This is a genomic window from Sphingopyxis sp. OPL5, assembly GCF_003797775.2.
GTDB lineage: Bacteria > Pseudomonadota > Alphaproteobacteria > Sphingomonadales > Sphingomonadaceae > Sphingopyxis.
Map to the genome: position 1 here is coordinate 2,135,774 of NZ_CP060725.1, position 15,297 is coordinate 2,151,070.

Genomic DNA, 15,297 nt, shown 5'->3' on the forward strand with positions numbered 1-15,297 from the left:
GCCCCATGTCGTGCCTTCCTCGCGCCAAGTCTGGGCGCAAAGCGGGGGCAAGGCAATCCGGCGGTCGCGCCTCAGTCGAACAGGCTGCTGACCGAGCTTTCGTCGGCGATGCGCTTGATCGCCTCACCGAGCAACGGCGCAACGGTCAGCGCGCGGACCTTGCCGCTGTCGTTGACCGCGTCGGTCGGCTGGATCGAATCGGTGATCACCAGTTCGGTGAGCTCGCTCGCATCGACGCGCGCGACCGCACCGCCCGACAGCACACCGTGGGTGCAATAGGCGACGACACCCTCGGCGCCCGCCGCCTTCAGCGCCGCGGCGGCGTTGCACAAAGTGCCCGCCGAATCGACGATATCGTCGATCAGGATGCAGAAACGCCCCTTCACGTCGCCGATGATGTTCATGACTTCCGATTCGCCGGCGCGTTCGCGGCGCTTGTCGACGATCGCCAGAGGGGCGTTGTCGAGCCGTTTGGCGAGCGCGCGGGCGCGCACCACGCCGCCGACGTCGGGCGACACGACCATCAGATTCTTGCCTGCGAAGCGCGCCTGGATGTCGGCGCTCATCACCGGTGCGGCATAGAGATTGTCGGTCGGGATATCGAAGAAGCCCTGGATCTGCCCCGCGTGCAGGTCGATCGCGAGCACCCGGTCAGCGCCCGAGGTGGTGATCAGGTTGGCGACGAGCTTGGCCGAGATCGGGGTGCGCGGGCCGGGTTTGCGATCCTGCCGGGCATAGCCGAAATAGGGAACGACCGCGGTGATGCGCTTCGCCGAGGCGCGGCGCAGCGCGTCGTTGATGATCAACAGTTCCATCAGATTGTCGTTCGCGGGGTAGTTGGTCGGCTGGACGACAAAGACATCCTGGCCGCGGACATTTTCGTGGATTTCGACGAACACTTCCTCGTCGGCGAAGCGCCGGACGCTGGTGTCGGTCAGCGGCAGTTCCAGATAGTCGGCGATGGCGCGCGCCAGCGGCAGGTTGCTGTTGCCGGAGATCAGTTTCATGGGGTGCGACGCCCTTTCGCGCGGGAATGATGCGCGGCCCTTAGCCAGCCGGGGCGCGAAGGGGAAGACCTAAAGCCACCCCGCCGCGCGCAACGCGGGCATCATATCGCGCGCGACCGGTGCTTCGTGGCCACCTTTCAGGACGATCACCGCGGTGCGGCCTTCGCGGCGCACGCTTTCGACCGCGTCCCTGGCGACCCACCAGCTGCGGTGAATACGCAGGCCGTCGGCGTCGCCGAGCCGATCGATCGCGTCGCGCATCCGCATCAGCACCATCTCCTCGCGGCCTTCGCCGATGATGCGAACATAATGATCCTCGCCCTTCAGCGCGCGCACCGGGCCGAAACCGGGTGGCAGCAGCAAGGCGGCGGCGACTGGTTCGGGTGGCGACGGCGCGGGCCCGGGAACAGGGGCTGCAGCCAACGGCGGCCCCGCCAACGCAGGGGTCGCCTCGGATGCGGCCGCATCGCGCCGGAAGACCGCGCCCATGGCGATCGAGACGACCGCCGAGACGACCCAAATATAGAGGTACATCGTCCAGAAGCCCGGCCAGCGCAGCGCCGCGGCGAAATCCATGCGCATCGCCATCATCGTGATGATCAGCGTCAGCGGCACGCTCGCGACGACGAGCGCGAGCAAAGTGCCGGCAACGCGCGGCATCCCGGTGGCTTCGCACAGCCAGCTGGCGACCACGCCGGTCGGGCGAAACAGCGCATAGCCGGCGAGCAACCAGATCACCCAGCTCAGCATCCGCTGCGCCGGCGGAGCGTCGAATGTGCCGAAGGGGCCGAGCAGCCCGATCAGCAGCCCGAGCGCCACCATCACCAGCAATTCAATCGTCAGCCTTTTCGCCATGTCGCGTCTTGTGTCTGCCATTTCACGAAGCGTCAATCGGCGAAGCAGCCTGTTTTGCGAAGAAATCCGCCGTTTTTGCGAAGCCCTGCTTGCCCGCGAACGGCGCCGAGGCAGGGACAGGGCATCGTATCGACCAACGGGGATTTCATCATGACCGCTCTCGCCGCCAAGCCCGCCCGCGCTGCCAACCTGCGCCGCATCGCCATCACCGCGCTCATCGTGCTGGGGGCGATCGTCGCGGCGGTGCTCGTCCGCTCCTTCACCGGGACATCGGACTATCGCACCCCGGCTTGGGCCGTCCAGCTCCACCTCGCGACGGTGATCCCGGCGCTGCCGCTCGGCGCCTGGCTGCTGTGGCGTCCGGTCAAGGGCGACGCGGCGCACCGCATCGGCGGGCGCGTCTGGGCGCTGCTGATGATCGTCACCGCGATCGACAGCTTCTGGATCCGTACGATCACCGGCGGCATCGGCCCGATCCACCTCTTCTCGGTGCTGACGCTGGTGCAGCTGCCTCGTGCCATCTGGTTCGCGCGGAGCGGCCAGATCGATCGCCACCTCAAGACGATGCGCGGCGTCTATTTCGGGCTGCTCGCTGCCGGCTTCTTCGCCATGGCGCCGGGCCGGACATTGTGGATGCTCGTCTTCGGTTGAAATCGGAACGGTTCGGCCTAAACCGCAGGGCATGACCCAGCAGCTCTCGATCGTCCTTTCCCAGATGACGCAGGTCGTCGGTGACCTTGCCGCCAACGCCGACGCGATGCGTGCCGTTCGCGCGCGGCACCCGCAGGCCGACCTGCTCCTCTATCCCGAGCTGCAGCTGATCGGCTATCCGCCCGAGGATCTGGTGCTCAAGCCCGCACTCGCCGAGCGGGCGGCAAAAATCCTCGCCGAACTGGCCGCCGAGACTGCCGACGGTGGCCCCGCGATGCTCGTCGGCTCGGTCGAAAGAGACGGCGATGCGCTCTACAATATCGTCGCGCTGCTCGACGGTGGCCGCGTCGTCGCGACGCGGCGCAAGCATGAACTGCCCAATTACGGCACTTTCGACGAAAAGCGCGTCTTCGCCCCCGGCCCTCTCCCTGACGTGGTCGAGTGGCGCGGGATCAAGCTCGGCCTGCCGATCTGCGAGGACGGTTGGCTGCCCAAGGTGTCGGCGCATCTCGCCGACCAAGGCGCCGAGCTGCTGATCTCGGTCAACGGCAGCCCCTATGAGATCGACAAGGACGATCGCCGGCTGACGCAGGTCTTCGCGGGCCGCGTCGCCGAGACCGGCCTGCCGCTCATCTTCCTCAACCGCATCGGCGGGCAGGACGAGCTCGTCTTCGACGGCTGCTCCTTCGTGCTGAATGCCGACGGGACGACCGCGCACCGGCTCACCGATTGGGAGGCCGAGGAGCGCGTTACCCACTGGGCGAAGGGTTCGGACGGCTGGCGCTGCGACAGCGGCACGATCGCCGAGTGGGAGGCGCATCCCGCCGACATCTACAGCGCGATGATCCTGTCCCTGCGCGACTATGTCGAGCGCAACCGCTTCCCTGGCGTCGTGCTCGGCCTGTCGGGCGGGATCGATTCGGCGATCTGCGCCGCGATCGCCGCCGACGCGCTCGGTCCCGACAAAGTGTGGTGCGTGATGCTGCCGAGCCGCTTCACCAGCCAGGAAAGCCTCGACGATGCCGCTGGCTGCGCGGCGATGATCGGCTGCCGTCTCGACACCATATCGATCGCCCCGGCGGTCGATGCCTTCGACACGATGCTGTCGGACAGTTTCGCCGACGCGGCTGTCGACACCACCGAGGAAAATGTCCAGTCGCGCATTCGCGGCGTTACGCTGATGGCGCTCAGCAACAAATTTGGTCCGATGCTGCTGACCACGGGCAACAAGAGCGAGATGAGCGTCGGTTATGCGACCATCTATGGTGACATGGCGGGCGGGTATAATCCGCTCAAGGACGCGTATAAGATGACGGTCTTCGCCGCGGCGAAGTGGCGCAACGCGAATGTCCCGCGCCTGTCGCGCAACCCGGCGACCCCGGTGATGCCCGAGACCATCATCACCAAGCCACCGAGCGCCGAGCTGCGCCCCGACCAGAAGGACGAGGACAGCCTGCCCGCCTATCCCGATCTCGACCGGATGCTGCACATGCTGGTCGAGGAGGAAAAGAGCGTCGACGATGTCGTCGCGAAATATGGCTTCGACCGCGAGGCGGTGGTCCGGATCGAGCGGCTGCTGTCGATCGCCGAATATAAGCGCCGCCAGGCGCCGCCCGGGGTCAAATTGTCGACGCGCAACTTCGGGCGCGACCGCCGTTATCCGATCACCCACGGTTTCCGCACGGCTTAGCGGCGTGCTTTTCGCGATCGTCGTGGCCGGGTCGCCGCAGCGAGCGGCGCCAGCGGGCTGACCGTCGCGGTCGGCGCGGTGTCGCGCTGCGGCTTGGCGGCATAAAGCGCTTCGTCGGCGCTGCGCATCAGATCGAGCAGCGAGGCGCCGTCGTCGGGCGCGCGCGCCAGTCCCGCGCTGGCACCGATGCGAATCGGCTGGCCGTCGATCGGGAAGGGCGCGGCAAGCGCCGCAAGCAGCGCGCTTGCCCGCACATCGAGCGCTTCGGCATCGCAACCGGGCAGCCATATCGCGAATTCGTCGCCGCCGACGCGCGCGACGGTCGCCGCTTCGCCCGCCTGCGCGCGCAGCCGCCCGCCGATCGCGATCAGCAACAGATCGCCGGCGGCGTGGCCGTGGCGGTCGTTGACCGGCTTGAAGCCGTCGAGATCGATCAGGACCAGCGCCGCCCCGGCACCGCCCGCGGCGAAAAATTCCTCCGCGGCCATATGGAGCGCGCGGCGGTTGGCGAGCCCGGTCAGCGGGTCGGTCATCGCCTGGCGTTGCAGCCGGCGGCGCAGCATCAGCATCTCGACCTGCTGGCCATGCTGGTCGAGCACCAGCCGGACGAGGAACGCCGCGGCGAGCAGCGTGATCGCGACCGCGATCAGGTCCATCCAGTTGCCCGCGACGATCAGCAGCGCGACCACGGGGCCGATTCCCGCCGCCATCACCGACAATGTCGCGCCGCGCACCGGGGCGAGGCAAAAGGCGGTGGTCAGCGTGCCCATCACCACGAACATCGGATAATAGGAGCGCTGGCCGGGGACCGACAGCCACCAGCTCGACGCCGCCCAGACGCTGCACAGCGCGGCGATCGGCATGGCGATCAGGAACATCCGGCCGATCAGGCGGTGCGCGGCGGCGGCGCTCATCGGCGCGGTGCGGCGGCGCAGCCAGTGGACCAGCCGGATCGCGGCGACCCCGACCGCGGCCAGCGGCATACCATAGCGGACCAGCCAGGGCGCCTCGTCGCCGGTCGCGAGCGCCGGCGCGTCGCCCGCGGTGGCGATCATCGCGGTGAGGATCACCGCGATCATCACCGAATAGAGGATCGGGACGAGCACCCGAAGCCGCGCGACGCGTGCCAGCGCCAGCTCGTCGGCAATCGCCGCCGGCACGCGCGGCCACAGCCGCGTCCGCCATCCTGTGGTTCCGCCCTCCATGACGAGAGGTGCTACGCAGAAAGCGGAAAGAAGCGGTTAAGCCTGACCGCGCGGCAGGCGAAGTTGGGGTCGCCATGCGGGGCGCGATGGCGCTATAGGCGCGCGCATGACCGTGATCACCCGCTTTGCCCCGTCGCCGACGGGCCACCTCCATGTCGGCAATGTCCGCACCGCGCTCCACAACTGGATGTGGGCGCGCAAGGCCGGCGGGCGCTTCCTGCTGCGTATCGACGACACCGACCGCGAACGGTCGAAGGAAGACTATGTCGCGGGCATTCGCGCCGATCTCGCCTGGCTCGGCCTCGATATCGACGGCGAGGAGCGCCAGTCGGCGCGCTTTGACCTGTACGAGCGCGAATTCGACCGGCTGAAGGGCGCGGGGCGCGTCTATGCCTGTTACGAGACCCCCGAGGAACTCGACATCCGCCGCAAGGTGCTGCTCTCGCGCGGCCTGCCGCCGGTGTATGAGCGCAAGCCCGCCGACGCCCCGGTTCCCGAAGGCGTGACGCCGCACTGGCGGTTCCGGCTCGACCATGATGCGATGATCGCATGGACCGACATGGTCCGCGGCGACCAGAGTTTCGACCCCAAATCGATGTCCGACCCGGTGGTGCGCCGTGCCGACGGCAGCTGGCTCTATCTGCTGCCGAGCGTGATCGACGATATCGCGATGGGCATTTCGCACGTCGTGCGCGGCGAGGACCATGTGTCGAACACCGCGGCGCAGATCCAGATGTTCGCGGCGCTCGGCGCGGCTCCGCCCGCTTTCGCGCATGAGGCGCTGCTCGTCGGGACCGAGGGCAAATTGTCGAAGCGGTTGGGCTCGCTCGGGATGGATGGCTTGCGCGAACAGGGGATCGAGCCGGTCGCGCTCGTCGCGCTGCTCGCGCGGCTCGGCACCAGCGACCCGGTCGAGCCGGTCACCGACGCCGCGCCGCTGATCGAAACGATCGACTTCGCCCATTTCGGCCGCGCCCCGGCGCGTTTCGACGAGGCCGAGCTGGCGCTGGTCAACCAGAAGATCGTCCACCAGCTGGGCCATGAGGCGGTTGCCGACCGCCTGCCCGCAGCGATCGACGCCCCGCGCTGGCACGCGATTCGCCCGAATTTGATGACGGTTGCCGAGGCGGCCGACTGGGTCGCGGTGTTCGACGGACCGCTGGCCCCGGCGTCCGCCGCCGACGCCGACCGCGCGGTGCTCGCCGCCGCCGCCGCCGCGGCGCCCGCCATCGATTGGGGCGCCGATCCATGGCACGCGCTGACCAATGCGGTGAAGGACGCGACCGGCGCCAAGGGCCGCGCGCTGTTCCTGCCGCTGCGCCGTGCGCTCACCGGCCGCGATCATGGTCCCGACATGGGCGAATTGCTGCCGCTGATCGCGAAGGACCAGGCGATCGTGCGGCTCTCCGCCGCCTGAACCCCCCGGTATCCCGCGATGATTCGCTTGCCGACCTCTTCGCTTGACAATCACAGGTATGTTATAATATCACATGATTGCGACCAGGCCGGATAGCAGCACAAGCGCGGCGGCCACGGGTCGGTTCGGCAAGGAGAGAGGCCATGACCCTGATACCGTTGATATCCGCCGCCCTGTCGCCGCGCTCGGCGACGGCGGCATCCGCCGGTGGCTCGCTGCTGCAGCGCGGCAGCTATAGTCCCGGCGCCGGCCATCGTCCGTTCGCCGCGGTCTTCGCGGTTGGTGTGCCGATCGCGCTGCTCACCGTCGTGGCGCTGACCCCGATGATTTCGGTGATCACCGAAAAACCCGGGCCCACCACCGTCATCTCGATCCCGATCGAAAAGCCGCTCCCGCCGCCGCCGGCACCCGATCCGGCGCCGCAGCACAGGCAGCAGCAAACGCCGATCACCACGGCGCCCACGACGCTGCCGCCGATCGCGCAGACCCCGATCTTCGTGCCGGAACAGATTTACGTGCCGCCGGCGGGAACGGGAACGGGGCCTTCGATCCCCTATGATCCACCTGCGCCGCCCACGCCCAAGCTGGTCCTCGCGCAGCTCGACCAGCGCCACCTCGCCAATTTCCAGCCCGATTATCCGGCGCGCGAACAGCGTGAGGGGATCGAGGGTGTCGCCAGGGTGCGAGTGCTGATCGGCAGCGACGGCAAGGTGAAGCAGGTCGAACTGGTCAGCACCGACAGCCCCGGCTTTTTCGACGCGACGAAGCGCCGTGCGCTCGCCAAATGGCGCTTCAAGCCCGCGACGCGCGGCGGCGTGGCCGAGGAAAGCTGGAAGGAGATGACGGTGCGTTTCGAGATCCGCAACGCCTGACGTCTCTCCCGGGCGGGCGGCGGCCGGCCTCCTGACACTGGCCGTCGCTCGTTCGTTTCGCTTGACACAAGCGCCGAATCCCGTCAGAGGCGCGCGCTTATCGGGGGCGGCGTGCTTGCGCGCTGCCCTGTCGTTTTTCACACATCAGTCGGGGTCTTCGCCCCGCGCGCCGCGACCGCCCGCCGGTTTCTGCGTCACTATTCGAGGAACAGGGCCATGGCCAAGCCGACGACCGTCAAGATCAAGCTCGTGAGCACCGCCGACACCGGCTTCTTCTATGTCACCAAGAAGAACCCGCGCACGATGACCGACAAGATGGCGCAGCGCAAATATGACCCCGTCGTGCGCAAGCATGTCGAGTTCAAGGAAGCCAAGATCAAGTGATGCGTTTCCCCGTGCGTTGAAAGCGCGCGGGTCGGAAATGCGTCATCCCGGCGAAGGCCGGGATTCAGAGGGCGGCCTTTGCGCCGCCCTTTTTCGTGCGCTGCCGCCGCCTGCTTCGCAGCCTAGCGAGCGGCCATTAGCGCGTCGATGAAGGCTTGCGGCGGCGCATAATGATGCGCCACCACATAATGGTGGATCAGCGCCGGCGCGACATAGGTCAACCCGCCCTGCCCCTCGACGCGAATTTCGCCATTGCCCCGGGTTTCCCGGGGCGAGTCGAGCATCGGAATACCCCCCGGCGACAGGATGGTGGGTGGGTGGGGGCAGAAGTCGCAGAGATGGCTGCCGCGATAGAGGTTGATCGGATCGGCCGCGATCTTCGCCAGCGCCGCGACGAACGCCGCGTCCGGCACCGCCGTAGCGATCGCGTGATCCGAACAGAGCCAGCCGATATTGAGAATCGCGGGGTCGGGTTCGGCGCCGCCATACACGAAGGGGGTCAGGTCGGGATAATAGGCCATGCGCCGTCCTAGGAGGAAAACCGATGGCGCGCCGCGCTTTTTTTTCGTGCGCGGGTGAAGGGCGTTTTGGGGAGGTTATTTCGTATAGACGGAGGCGGCGGTCTGCCCATAACGCTTCGTTGAAGGCCGACAGGGCGGGATTTTTGGTTTCGCGCAAAGACGCAAAGATGTTGGTTTGCGGCCGCACGGTCGCCTGTCCATCTTCGCCGCGTCCGGCGCAGCGCAAAGGGAATGGAGCCGCTTCGCGGTCATCGCGACATCTTCGCGCCTTTGCGCCTTTGCGTATCTTACCGACATCCGCGGCACGGCAATCCGCTCCTGCTGGCGCGCCGCGTCTTCTCGTCACCCCTCGCGCAAAGGCCGCCGTGCGATGTCGTTTTCGATGATGTTGCGGATCGCGATCATCGTCGTGAACGAATGCACCCCCTTGTCCTCGCCGAGCGCCCGGCGGGTGAAGCGGTCATAGTCCTCCATCGTGCCGACCTGAACCTTGAGCAGGAAGTCGTCGTCGCCGGTCACGTCCCACGCGCCGGTGATTTCGGGGTGATGGACGATCTCGCGCGCGAAATTGTCCATCGTCTGCGGCCCCGCCTGCTGCATCTGGACGAGGACATGCATCGTCAGCGCCGAGCCGGTCAGCGCAGGGTCGACCACCGCGATATCGGCGACGATCACCTTTTCCTCGCGCAAACGGCGCAGGCGGCGCAGCACCGCCGACAGCGACAGCCCGACCTTGTCGGCGAGGATTCGCGCGGGCTGGAGATTATCCTCGCGCACCAGCGCGAGCAGGCGGCGGTCGAAACGGTCGAGATCGGGCATTTTTCGCATGATTCCCATCATAACGCGAAAATTGGTCGTTCATATGGTCAATTTCGGCGCCAATCGGCACGGCCCCGGGATTAGAAGAATCGCGTCCGGGCCGCTCTCCCCCTCCCTTGCCGGTCCGGACGCAGGAGATACCCCATGACCCACACGACAAACGAAACCAACTGGATCAACCGGTTGTTCGCGGCGATGATCGAAACCTCGGCGACCGCAGTCGCGGTCCATTATGCCGCCCCGTGGAATGACGCGGCGCGTGGCAAGCGTACCGATCGCAACTAATCGGTCATCAGCCAGTCTTAGCGAGCTTGGCTAGCCAAGCTCGCTATTCCATTGGCCGGATCGGATTGCGGCGTCTCCGCCTGAGCCGGATTACGATCACCGCGCAAATTGCGATCGCGGGCATTGCCCAGTAGAGCGCGAAGAGGCCCCAAGCATAGGCTCCTCCGGCTTCCAACAATTGGCCGCTATGCCCCATTTTGGTGAATAGGCAACCCCTCCCGCGGCATTGGAACCCAAAGGCCTCGGGCCAGTTCAGCTTGCCGGACAGCCACGCTTCCGCCCCCGCGAACGCTAGGCCGAAGGCGATCATTCCGCCCATCAATATGGAAAAACGTATCGGTCCAAGGGTTGAATAGAGCGCCTTGGTCTCGGAAAAGCTGCCCATGTGATGCGCCACTCCCAGATCAGGCGAACGCCCCGACGCTCTCGATGAACTTGATCACCGAAATCGGCTTCGAGACATAGGCCTCGGCCCCCGCGGCGCGGATCTGGTCCTCGTCGCCTTTGCCCGCATAGGCGGTGACCGCCATGATCGGCACCGCGCGCAAGGTCAGGTCGGCCTTCATCTGGCCGATCAGTTCGAGCCCGCTGACATGCGGCAACTGGATGTCCATGATGATCAGGTCGGGCGACACCTCATGCGCCCTTGCCAGCGCGTCGCGCCCGTCGCGCACCGGATGGGCGCTATAGCCATGGGCGTTGAGCAGGTCGCAGAACAGGCGCAGGTTGAGTTCATTATCCTCGACGACCAATATGGTCTTGCCCATGATATTTCACGTCCCCACCTTGCGTTCGGCGCCGGTTTAGGCGAATCGGCGCGGCGATACAATTGCCTCCCGCGAAAGGGAAAACCGACTTGCACGATGCCGACGAAGCGCTGGCGCTGAGCGCGCTGGGCTGGATCCTGACCGACGAGCCGCGCGCCGAACGGCTGCTCGCGCTCACCGGCCTGGCGCCCGACGACTTGCGCGAATCGCTCGGCGAACGCTCGACGCTCGCCGCGATCCTGTCGTTCCTGACCGCGCATGAGGCCGATCTTGTCGCCTGCGCGGTGGGGCTCGACCGGAAACCCGAAGACATCGCCGCCGCCGCCCATCGCCTGTCCGGCGACGAAAGGATCGAGATATGAACCGCCCGCTCGTCATCACCGATTGCGACGAGGTGCTGATGCACATGGTCGTGCCTTTCGCCAAATGGGTCGATGAAGAACATGGTGTGCTCTTCCGCATCGAAGATGCGAGCTTCGCCGGCGCATTGAAGCGCAAGGAATGCGGCACGCCGCTCGAGGCCGCCGAGGTCTGGCCGCTCCTCGACGGTTTCTTCACCACCGAAATGACCCGCCAATATCCGATCCCGGGCGCGCTCGCCGCGATGGCGGAGATCGCCAGACACGCCGATATCGTCGTGCTCACCAACGTCGGCCCCGAGCATCAGCAGCGCCGTATCGACCAGCTCGCGCTGCATAATTTTCACGCCCCCGTCATCGGCAGCCGCGGCGGCAAGGGCGAACCGGTGCGCCGCCTGATCGAGGAATATCAACCCTCGGTCGCGGTGTTCATCGACGACCTTGGCGGGCATCACACGTCGGTGGCGGAGGTCGCGCCCGACGTCTGGCGGCTTCATCTGGTTGGTGAACCCGCGATCGCCGACAAGATCGCGCCGTCGAAACATGCCCATGCCCGCATCGACAATTGGACCGAGGCGCAGGACTGGATATTGGCGCGCCTCGCCGAAAATACTCCCGCCCCCGCCCCGCTCGCCGTATAAGGAACCTCCCATGGATATCGCCGCAAAGCTCGCCGATCTCGGCCTCGAACTGCCCAAGGCCGCCGCGCCCGTCGCCGCCTATGTGCCCGTCGTCGAACAAGGCGGCATGCTCTATGTCAGCGGCCAGCTCCCCTTCGACGACGGCAAGGTCGTCACCGGCCGCCTCGGCGCCGATGTCGATGTCGCGGGCGGTTACGACGCCGCGCGGCGCTGCGCGCTGATGCTGCTCGCGCAGATCGGCAATGCGCTGGGCGGCGACTGGTCGCGCATCGAGAAGGTCGTGAAGCTCGGCGTGTTCGTGAACAGCACGCCCGATTTCACCGATCAGGCCAAGGTCGCGAACGGCGCGTCCGAACTGTTCGAATCGCTCTTCGCCGACGCCGGCCGTCACGCCCGCGCGGCGGTCGGCGTCGCGGTGCTGCCGCTCGGTGCCGCGGTCGAGGCCGACGCGATCGTCGCGGTGCGGCCGGCCTAAGGGCTGGCATGGCCGAAGCCGACCCGCCCGCGCGCACCATCTCGCTCGGCACCGGCGTCGCGGCGATCGAGGCCGCGGCGTGGGATGCGCTCCACGACGGCGGCAACCCCTTCATCGGCCATGCCTTTCTGTCGCTGCTCGAACGATCGGGCAGCGTCGGGCCGGGCACCGGCTGGCAGGTGGCGCCGTTGCTCGTCGAGGATGAGGCGGGGACGCTGCTCGCCGCGGCGCCCGCCTATCTCAAGACCCACAGCCAGGGCGAATATGTCTTCGACCATGCGTGGGCCGATGCCTGGGCACGCGCCGGCGGCGATTATTATCCCAAGTTGCAGATCGCGGCGCCCTTCACCCCGGTGCCGGGGCCGCGCCTGTTGTCGCAGAATCGCGACGACGCGCTGCTGCTGATTCGCGCCGCCGAGGCGGTGGTGCGCCAGAACGGCCTGTCGTCGGCGCACGCCACCTTCGTCGCGCCCGACCAGATGCGGTTGTTCGAGGAGGCCGGCTGGCTCGTCCGCCGCGACATCCAGTTCCATTTCGCCAATGCGGGTTATGCCGGCTTCGACGATTTCCTTGGCACGCTGACCTCGGCGAAACGCAAGCAACTGCGCAAGGAGCGCGCGCGGGCGGTCGAGGGTCTGCGGATCGAGGAGTTCACCGGCGCCGCGATCCGCCATGAGCATTGGGACGCGATGTGGCTTTTCTATCAGGATACCGGCGCGCGCAAATGGGGCCAGCCCTATCTGACGCGCGAAGCGTTCGACCTGATGGGGGCGCAGATGGCGGACGATATCATTCTCGTCCTTGCCTATGACGCGAACGACCGGCCGCTGGCCGGCGCGATGCATTTCATCGGCGCCGACACGCTCTACGGGCGTTACTGGGGCTGCCTCGTCGACATCCCCTATCTGCATTTCGAACTATGCTATTACCGCGCGATCGATATCGCGATCGAACGCGGCCTGGGGCGGGTCGAGGCGGGTGCGCAGGGCGGGCACAAGCTCGCGCGGGGCTATGGCCCGGTCGCGACCTGGTCGGCGCATTATATCGCCGATCCGGGCTTCCGGCGCGCGGTCGCCGATTATCTGGAAACGGAACGCCGTGCCGAGGAAGCCGAAATGGACTGGCTCGAGGGGCATATGCCCTTCCGGCGAAAGGACTAGGCCGCAAACCGCCGGGCAGCCGGGCGGCGCGCGGTTTCGTCGAGCCAGGCGCGCGCCTGGCGCTGGGCTTCGGCGATTTCGTCGCGGCTCATTTCGTCGGACAGGTCGGCGCGGCATTGCTGGCCTTCCTTGTTGCCGCCGAGCGCCGCGAGGTTGAACCATTTATGCGCCTGGATCAGGTCGACATCGACCCCGCCGCTGCCGGTCGAAAAGGCGATCCCCAGATCGAAATAGGCATTGGCGTCGCCGCGGGCGGCATCGAGCAAGCGGCTTTCGATCAGATATTGCGCAGACTTCAGACTGTTGGCCATGATAACCCCCTGTCGCTTCCCCCCACAGGAAGCTTCGGGTCCCAACCTTGCGGATCATGGTCAACAAAGCGTTAACGACGATCGGACTTTTTCGGGGATAAGGTCTGAAACCAACCGGAATCGGCCATTTTCGGCGTCAATCAGCCGACGGGATAATTGTCGATCAGCCGCGTTTTTCCGATTCGGGCCGCCGCCAGAAGGCGGGCAGGGGCGCGAAAAACCTTCAATCTTTCAAGGCTGTCGGCATCGGCGAGCGCGACATAATCGACGCTGTCGAAACCGCCCGCCAGGATCGCCGCTTCGGCGGCGGCCAGCGCCGCGCCGACATCGCCGCCGCCGGCGATCGCCGCCGCCGCGGTTTTCAGCGCATCGGGAAAGGCGGTCGCGGCGGCGCGCTGGTCTTCGCTGAGATAGGCGTTGCGCGACGACATCGCGAGTCCGTCGCGATCGCGCGCGATCGGGGCGCCCAATATGTCGAGCTTGAAATCGAGGTCGCGCGCCATGCGGCGGATGATCGCCAGTTGCTGCCAGTCCTTCTCGCCGAAGATCGCGACATCGGCGCGCACCTGGTTGAACAATTTGGCGACGACGGTGGCGACCCCGTCGAAATGCCCCGGCCGCGCCGCGCCGCAATAATCGCCGCCCAGTTCGGCAACCTCGATATGGGTGCTGTGCCCGGCGGGATACATGACCGCGACGTCGGGCGCCCACAGCAGCGCGACGCCTTCGTCGGCGAGCAGCGCGGCGTCGCGCGCCTCGTCGCGCGGGTAGGCGGCGAAATCCTCGTTGGGGCCGAACTGGGTCGGATTGACGAAGATCGACACCACGACATGGTCGGCGACACGCTTGCCCATGCGGACCAGCGACAGATGTCCGTCGTGCAGCGCCCCCATGGTGGGGACCAGCGCGACGCTTTTTCCGTCCCGTTTCAGGGCGTCGACCGCGCGGTGCAAAGTGGCGATGTCACGGATGATTTGCACGGCTGCCCGCCCTCCGATAATGGCGGCTGAGACGCCACCCCATGCGGCCCCATGCGCCGCCGACAGGAAATTCGCAACGATCATGATGACTCCCGCGCCGCACCGCATCATCTTTGCCAATGAAAAGGGCGGGACGGGCAAATCGACCTGCGCCGTGCATTTCGCGGTGGCGCTGGCGAGCCAGGGCTGGCGCGTCGCCGGGCTCGACCTCGACCCGCGCCAGCGCACCTTCCACCGCTATCTCGAAAATCGCCGCGCGACCGAAAAGCGGCGCGACATCGCGCTGCCGACCCCCCATTTCGAAGTGTTCGAAGGGTCGACGATCGAGGAACTCGACGCGCAGGTCGCGCGCCTGTCCGAAGGCGCCGACTATTTTGTCGCCGACACCCCGGGCCGCGACGATATCTTCGCGCGCCACCTCGCGACCAGCGCCGACACCCTCGTCACCCCGATCAACGACAGCTTCATCGATTTCGACCTGATCGGGCAGGTCGATCCCGAAAGTTTCCAGGTCACCCGCCCCAGCTTCTATTCGGAGCTGATCTGGGACACCCGCAAGGCGCGCGCCAAGACCGATGGGCGGACGATCGACTGGATCATCCTGCGCAACCGCCTCCAGCATGTCGACGCGCATAATATGCGCCGCGTCGGCGAGGCGCTGACCCAATTGTCACGCCGCGTCGGCTTTCGCGTCATCCCGGGCCTTGGCGAGCGCGTCATCTACCGCGAACTTTTCCCCGCCGGCCTCACCCTGCTCGACAAGGCGCATCTAGGCGGCATGGGGATCGGCCATGTCGTCGCGCGGCAGGAGCTGCGCGAAGCGATGGCAGGGCTTAACCTGCCGGCGCGCGAGCGGCTGCATCCCGACGGCGACCTGTTCGCCGCCGCCTGACCTCCT

Annotated in this window: 20 protein-coding genes; 11 read left to right on the forward strand and 9 right to left on the reverse strand. The window is 66.8% G+C overall.

The features are described from left to right. Positions 1 to 71 precede the first annotated feature (71 nt). The gene (locus tag EEB18_RS10125; RefSeq protein ID WP_056341658.1) at positions 72 to 1,007 is read right to left on the reverse strand and encodes a ribose-phosphate pyrophosphokinase; all 936 of its coding nucleotides are present in this window, start codon (positions 1,005 to 1,007) and stop codon (positions 72 to 74) included. Positions 1,008 to 1,076: 69 nt separating this feature from the next. Then, positions 1,077 to 1,883: a LytTR family DNA-binding domain-containing protein gene (locus tag EEB18_RS10130; protein ID WP_187141747.1), complete on the reverse strand. Its 807-nt coding sequence runs from the start codon at positions 1,881 to 1,883 to the stop codon at positions 1,077 to 1,079. A 129-nt stretch (positions 1,884 to 2,012) separates the two neighbouring features. Here EEB18_RS10130 and EEB18_RS10135 point away from each other — a divergent pair, with 129 nt between their 5' ends. Further along, on the forward strand, positions 2,013 to 2,513 hold the full coding sequence (locus EEB18_RS10135; protein WP_187141748.1) for a DUF2306 domain-containing protein: 501 nt from the start codon (positions 2,013 to 2,015) through the stop codon (positions 2,511 to 2,513). A gap of 31 nt (positions 2,514 to 2,544) precedes the next feature. Beyond that, positions 2,545 to 4,203 (forward strand): NAD+ synthase, encoded by a 1,659-nt coding sequence (locus EEB18_RS10140; RefSeq protein ID WP_187141749.1) that lies wholly within the window; start codon positions 2,545 to 2,547, stop codon positions 4,201 to 4,203. Here EEB18_RS10140 and EEB18_RS10145 read toward each other — a convergent pair. Then, a complete protein-coding gene (locus EEB18_RS10145) occupies positions 4,200 to 5,408 on the reverse strand; it encodes a sensor domain-containing diguanylate cyclase (RefSeq protein ID WP_187141750.1) in 1,209 nt (402 codons plus the stop codon). The two genes, EEB18_RS10140 and EEB18_RS10145, sit on opposite strands and share 4 nt — an antisense overlap. Before the next feature lie 106 nt (positions 5,409 to 5,514). Between EEB18_RS10145 and gltX the strand changes: the two genes are divergently transcribed. The 3 genes from gltX (at position 5,515) to rpmG (ending at position 8,081) form a co-directional block, all read left to right on the forward strand. After that, positions 5,515 to 6,825 carry a glutamate--tRNA ligase gene (gltX, locus tag EEB18_RS10150; RefSeq protein ID WP_187141751.1) on the forward strand — a complete coding sequence of 437 codons (1,311 nt, stop codon included), beginning with the start codon at positions 5,515 to 5,517 and terminating at the stop codon, positions 6,823 to 6,825. A 143-nt stretch (positions 6,826 to 6,968) separates the two neighbouring features. Next, on the forward strand, positions 6,969 to 7,697 hold the full coding sequence (locus EEB18_RS10155; protein ID WP_187141752.1) for an energy transducer TonB: 729 nt from the start codon (positions 6,969 to 6,971) through the stop codon (positions 7,695 to 7,697). 216 nt (positions 7,698 to 7,913) lie between these two features. Further along, on the forward strand, positions 7,914 to 8,081 hold the full coding sequence (gene rpmG, locus EEB18_RS10160; protein WP_056341677.1) for a 50S ribosomal protein L33: 168 nt from the start codon (positions 7,914 to 7,916) through the stop codon (positions 8,079 to 8,081). Positions 8,082 to 8,203: 122 nt separating this feature from the next. Here rpmG and EEB18_RS10165 read toward each other — a convergent pair whose 3' ends face one another. Together EEB18_RS10165 and EEB18_RS10170 are read right to left on the reverse strand one after the other, a co-directional pair. Continuing rightward, entirely contained in the window at positions 8,204 to 8,602 is a 399-nt protein-coding gene (locus EEB18_RS10165) for a hypothetical protein (protein ID WP_187141753.1), read from the reverse strand. Positions 8,603 to 8,944: 342 nt separating this feature from the next. Further along, on the reverse strand, positions 8,945 to 9,430 hold the full coding sequence (locus EEB18_RS10170) for an Lrp/AsnC family transcriptional regulator (RefSeq protein ID WP_187141754.1): 486 nt from the start codon (positions 9,428 to 9,430) through the stop codon (positions 8,945 to 8,947). Between the two features lie 135 nt (positions 9,431 to 9,565). Between EEB18_RS10170 and EEB18_RS10175 the strand changes: the two genes are divergently transcribed. After that, on the forward strand, positions 9,566 to 9,706 hold the full coding sequence (locus EEB18_RS10175; RefSeq protein WP_187141755.1) for a hypothetical protein: 141 nt from the start codon (positions 9,566 to 9,568) through the stop codon (positions 9,704 to 9,706). Positions 9,707 to 9,749: 43 nt separating this feature from the next. Here the strand turns inward: EEB18_RS10175 and EEB18_RS10180 are convergent, their stop codons facing one another. Beyond that, on the reverse strand, positions 9,750 to 10,091 hold the full coding sequence (locus EEB18_RS10180; protein WP_187141756.1) for a hypothetical protein: 342 nt from the start codon (positions 10,089 to 10,091) through the stop codon (positions 9,750 to 9,752). 19 nt (positions 10,092 to 10,110) lie between these two features. Further along, positions 10,111 to 10,473, reverse strand: a complete 363-nt coding sequence (locus EEB18_RS10185) for a response regulator (protein ID WP_187141757.1) — start codon at positions 10,471 to 10,473, stop codon at positions 10,111 to 10,113. An 89-nt stretch (positions 10,474 to 10,562) separates the two neighbouring features. Here EEB18_RS10185 and EEB18_RS10190 point away from each other — a divergent pair, with 89 nt between their 5' ends. The 4 genes from EEB18_RS10190 to EEB18_RS10205 are packed head-to-tail and all read left to right on the forward strand — an operon-like array spanning position 10,563 to position 13,108. Then, entirely contained in the window at positions 10,563 to 10,835 is a 273-nt protein-coding gene (locus tag EEB18_RS10190; protein WP_056341688.1) for a DUF3572 domain-containing protein, read from the forward strand. Further along, on the forward strand, positions 10,832 to 11,473 hold the full coding sequence (locus EEB18_RS10195) for an HAD family hydrolase (RefSeq protein ID WP_187141758.1): 642 nt from the start codon (positions 10,832 to 10,834) through the stop codon (positions 11,471 to 11,473). The genes EEB18_RS10190 and EEB18_RS10195 overlap by 4 nt, the downstream gene beginning before the upstream one ends. A 10-nt stretch (positions 11,474 to 11,483) precedes the next feature. Beyond that, on the forward strand, positions 11,484 to 11,948 hold the full coding sequence (locus tag EEB18_RS10200) for a RidA family protein (RefSeq protein WP_187141759.1): 465 nt from the start codon (positions 11,484 to 11,486) through the stop codon (positions 11,946 to 11,948). Between the two features lie 8 nt (positions 11,949 to 11,956). Beyond that, a complete protein-coding gene (locus tag EEB18_RS10205) occupies positions 11,957 to 13,108 on the forward strand; it encodes a GNAT family N-acetyltransferase (RefSeq protein WP_187141760.1) in 1,152 nt (383 codons plus the stop codon). Here the strand turns inward: EEB18_RS10205 and EEB18_RS10210 are convergent. Both EEB18_RS10210 and panC read right to left on the reverse strand, forming a co-directional pair. After that, on the reverse strand, positions 13,105 to 13,419 hold the full coding sequence (locus EEB18_RS10210) for a sel1 repeat family protein (protein WP_056341699.1): 315 nt from the start codon (positions 13,417 to 13,419) through the stop codon (positions 13,105 to 13,107). The genes EEB18_RS10205 and EEB18_RS10210 overlap by 4 nt on opposite strands. A 140-nt stretch (positions 13,420 to 13,559) precedes the next feature. Next, positions 13,560 to 14,399: a pantoate--beta-alanine ligase gene (panC, locus tag EEB18_RS10215; protein WP_187141761.1), complete on the reverse strand. Its 840-nt coding sequence runs from the start codon at positions 14,397 to 14,399 to the stop codon at positions 13,560 to 13,562. An 82-nt stretch (positions 14,400 to 14,481) separates the two neighbouring features. Here panC and EEB18_RS10220 point away from each other — a divergent pair, with 82 nt between their 5' ends. Further along, a complete protein-coding gene (locus EEB18_RS10220; RefSeq protein ID WP_410468127.1) occupies positions 14,482 to 15,291 on the forward strand; it encodes a division plane positioning ATPase MipZ in 810 nt (269 codons plus the stop codon). Positions 15,292 to 15,297: the final 6 nt, after the last annotated feature.

What these genes read in the sequence shown, in the direction of transcription:
- EEB18_RS10220 (WP_410468127.1), top strand. Translation starts at nt 14,482, where the DNA reads ATGATGACTCCCGCGCCGCACCGCATCATCTTTGCCAATGAAAAGGGC.
- EEB18_RS10210 (WP_056341699.1), bottom strand. Translation starts at nt 13,419, where the DNA reads ATGGCCAACAGTCTGAAGTCTGCGCAATATCTGATCGAAAGCCGCTTG.
- EEB18_RS10165 (WP_187141753.1), bottom strand. Translation starts at nt 8,602, where the DNA reads ATGGCCTATTATCCCGACCTGACCCCCTTCGTGTATGGCGGCGCCGAA.
- EEB18_RS10135 (WP_187141748.1), top strand. Translation starts at nt 2,013, where the DNA reads ATGACCGCTCTCGCCGCCAAGCCCGCCCGCGCTGCCAACCTGCGCCGC.
- EEB18_RS10125 (WP_056341658.1), bottom strand. Translation starts at nt 1,007, where the DNA reads ATGAAACTGATCTCCGGCAACAGCAACCTGCCGCTGGCGCGCGCCATC.
- gltX (WP_187141751.1), top strand. Translation starts at nt 5,515, where the DNA reads ATGACCGTGATCACCCGCTTTGCCCCGTCGCCGACGGGCCACCTCCAT.
- EEB18_RS10200 (WP_187141759.1), top strand. Translation starts at nt 11,484, where the DNA reads ATGGATATCGCCGCAAAGCTCGCCGATCTCGGCCTCGAACTGCCCAAG.
- EEB18_RS10140 (WP_187141749.1), top strand. Translation starts at nt 2,545, where the DNA reads ATGACCCAGCAGCTCTCGATCGTCCTTTCCCAGATGACGCAGGTCGTC.
- EEB18_RS10130 (WP_187141747.1), bottom strand. Translation starts at nt 1,883, where the DNA reads ATGGCAGACACAAGACGCGACATGGCGAAAAGGCTGACGATTGAATTG.
- EEB18_RS10170 (WP_187141754.1), bottom strand. Translation starts at nt 9,430, where the DNA reads ATGCGAAAAATGCCCGATCTCGACCGTTTCGACCGCCGCCTGCTCGCG.
- EEB18_RS10205 (WP_187141760.1), top strand. Translation starts at nt 11,957, where the DNA reads ATGGCCGAAGCCGACCCGCCCGCGCGCACCATCTCGCTCGGCACCGGC.
- EEB18_RS10180 (WP_187141756.1), bottom strand. Translation starts at nt 10,091, where the DNA reads ATGGGCAGCTTTTCCGAGACCAAGGCGCTCTATTCAACCCTTGGACCG.
- EEB18_RS10195 (WP_187141758.1), top strand. Translation starts at nt 10,832, where the DNA reads ATGAACCGCCCGCTCGTCATCACCGATTGCGACGAGGTGCTGATGCAC.
- EEB18_RS10155 (WP_187141752.1), top strand. Translation starts at nt 6,969, where the DNA reads ATGACCCTGATACCGTTGATATCCGCCGCCCTGTCGCCGCGCTCGGCG.
- EEB18_RS10175 (WP_187141755.1), top strand. Translation starts at nt 9,566, where the DNA reads ATGACCCACACGACAAACGAAACCAACTGGATCAACCGGTTGTTCGCG.
- EEB18_RS10145 (WP_187141750.1), bottom strand. Translation starts at nt 5,408, where the DNA reads ATGGAGGGCGGAACCACAGGATGGCGGACGCGGCTGTGGCCGCGCGTG.
- rpmG (WP_056341677.1), top strand. Translation starts at nt 7,914, where the DNA reads ATGGCCAAGCCGACGACCGTCAAGATCAAGCTCGTGAGCACCGCCGAC.
- EEB18_RS10185 (WP_187141757.1), bottom strand. Translation starts at nt 10,473, where the DNA reads ATGGGCAAGACCATATTGGTCGTCGAGGATAATGAACTCAACCTGCGC.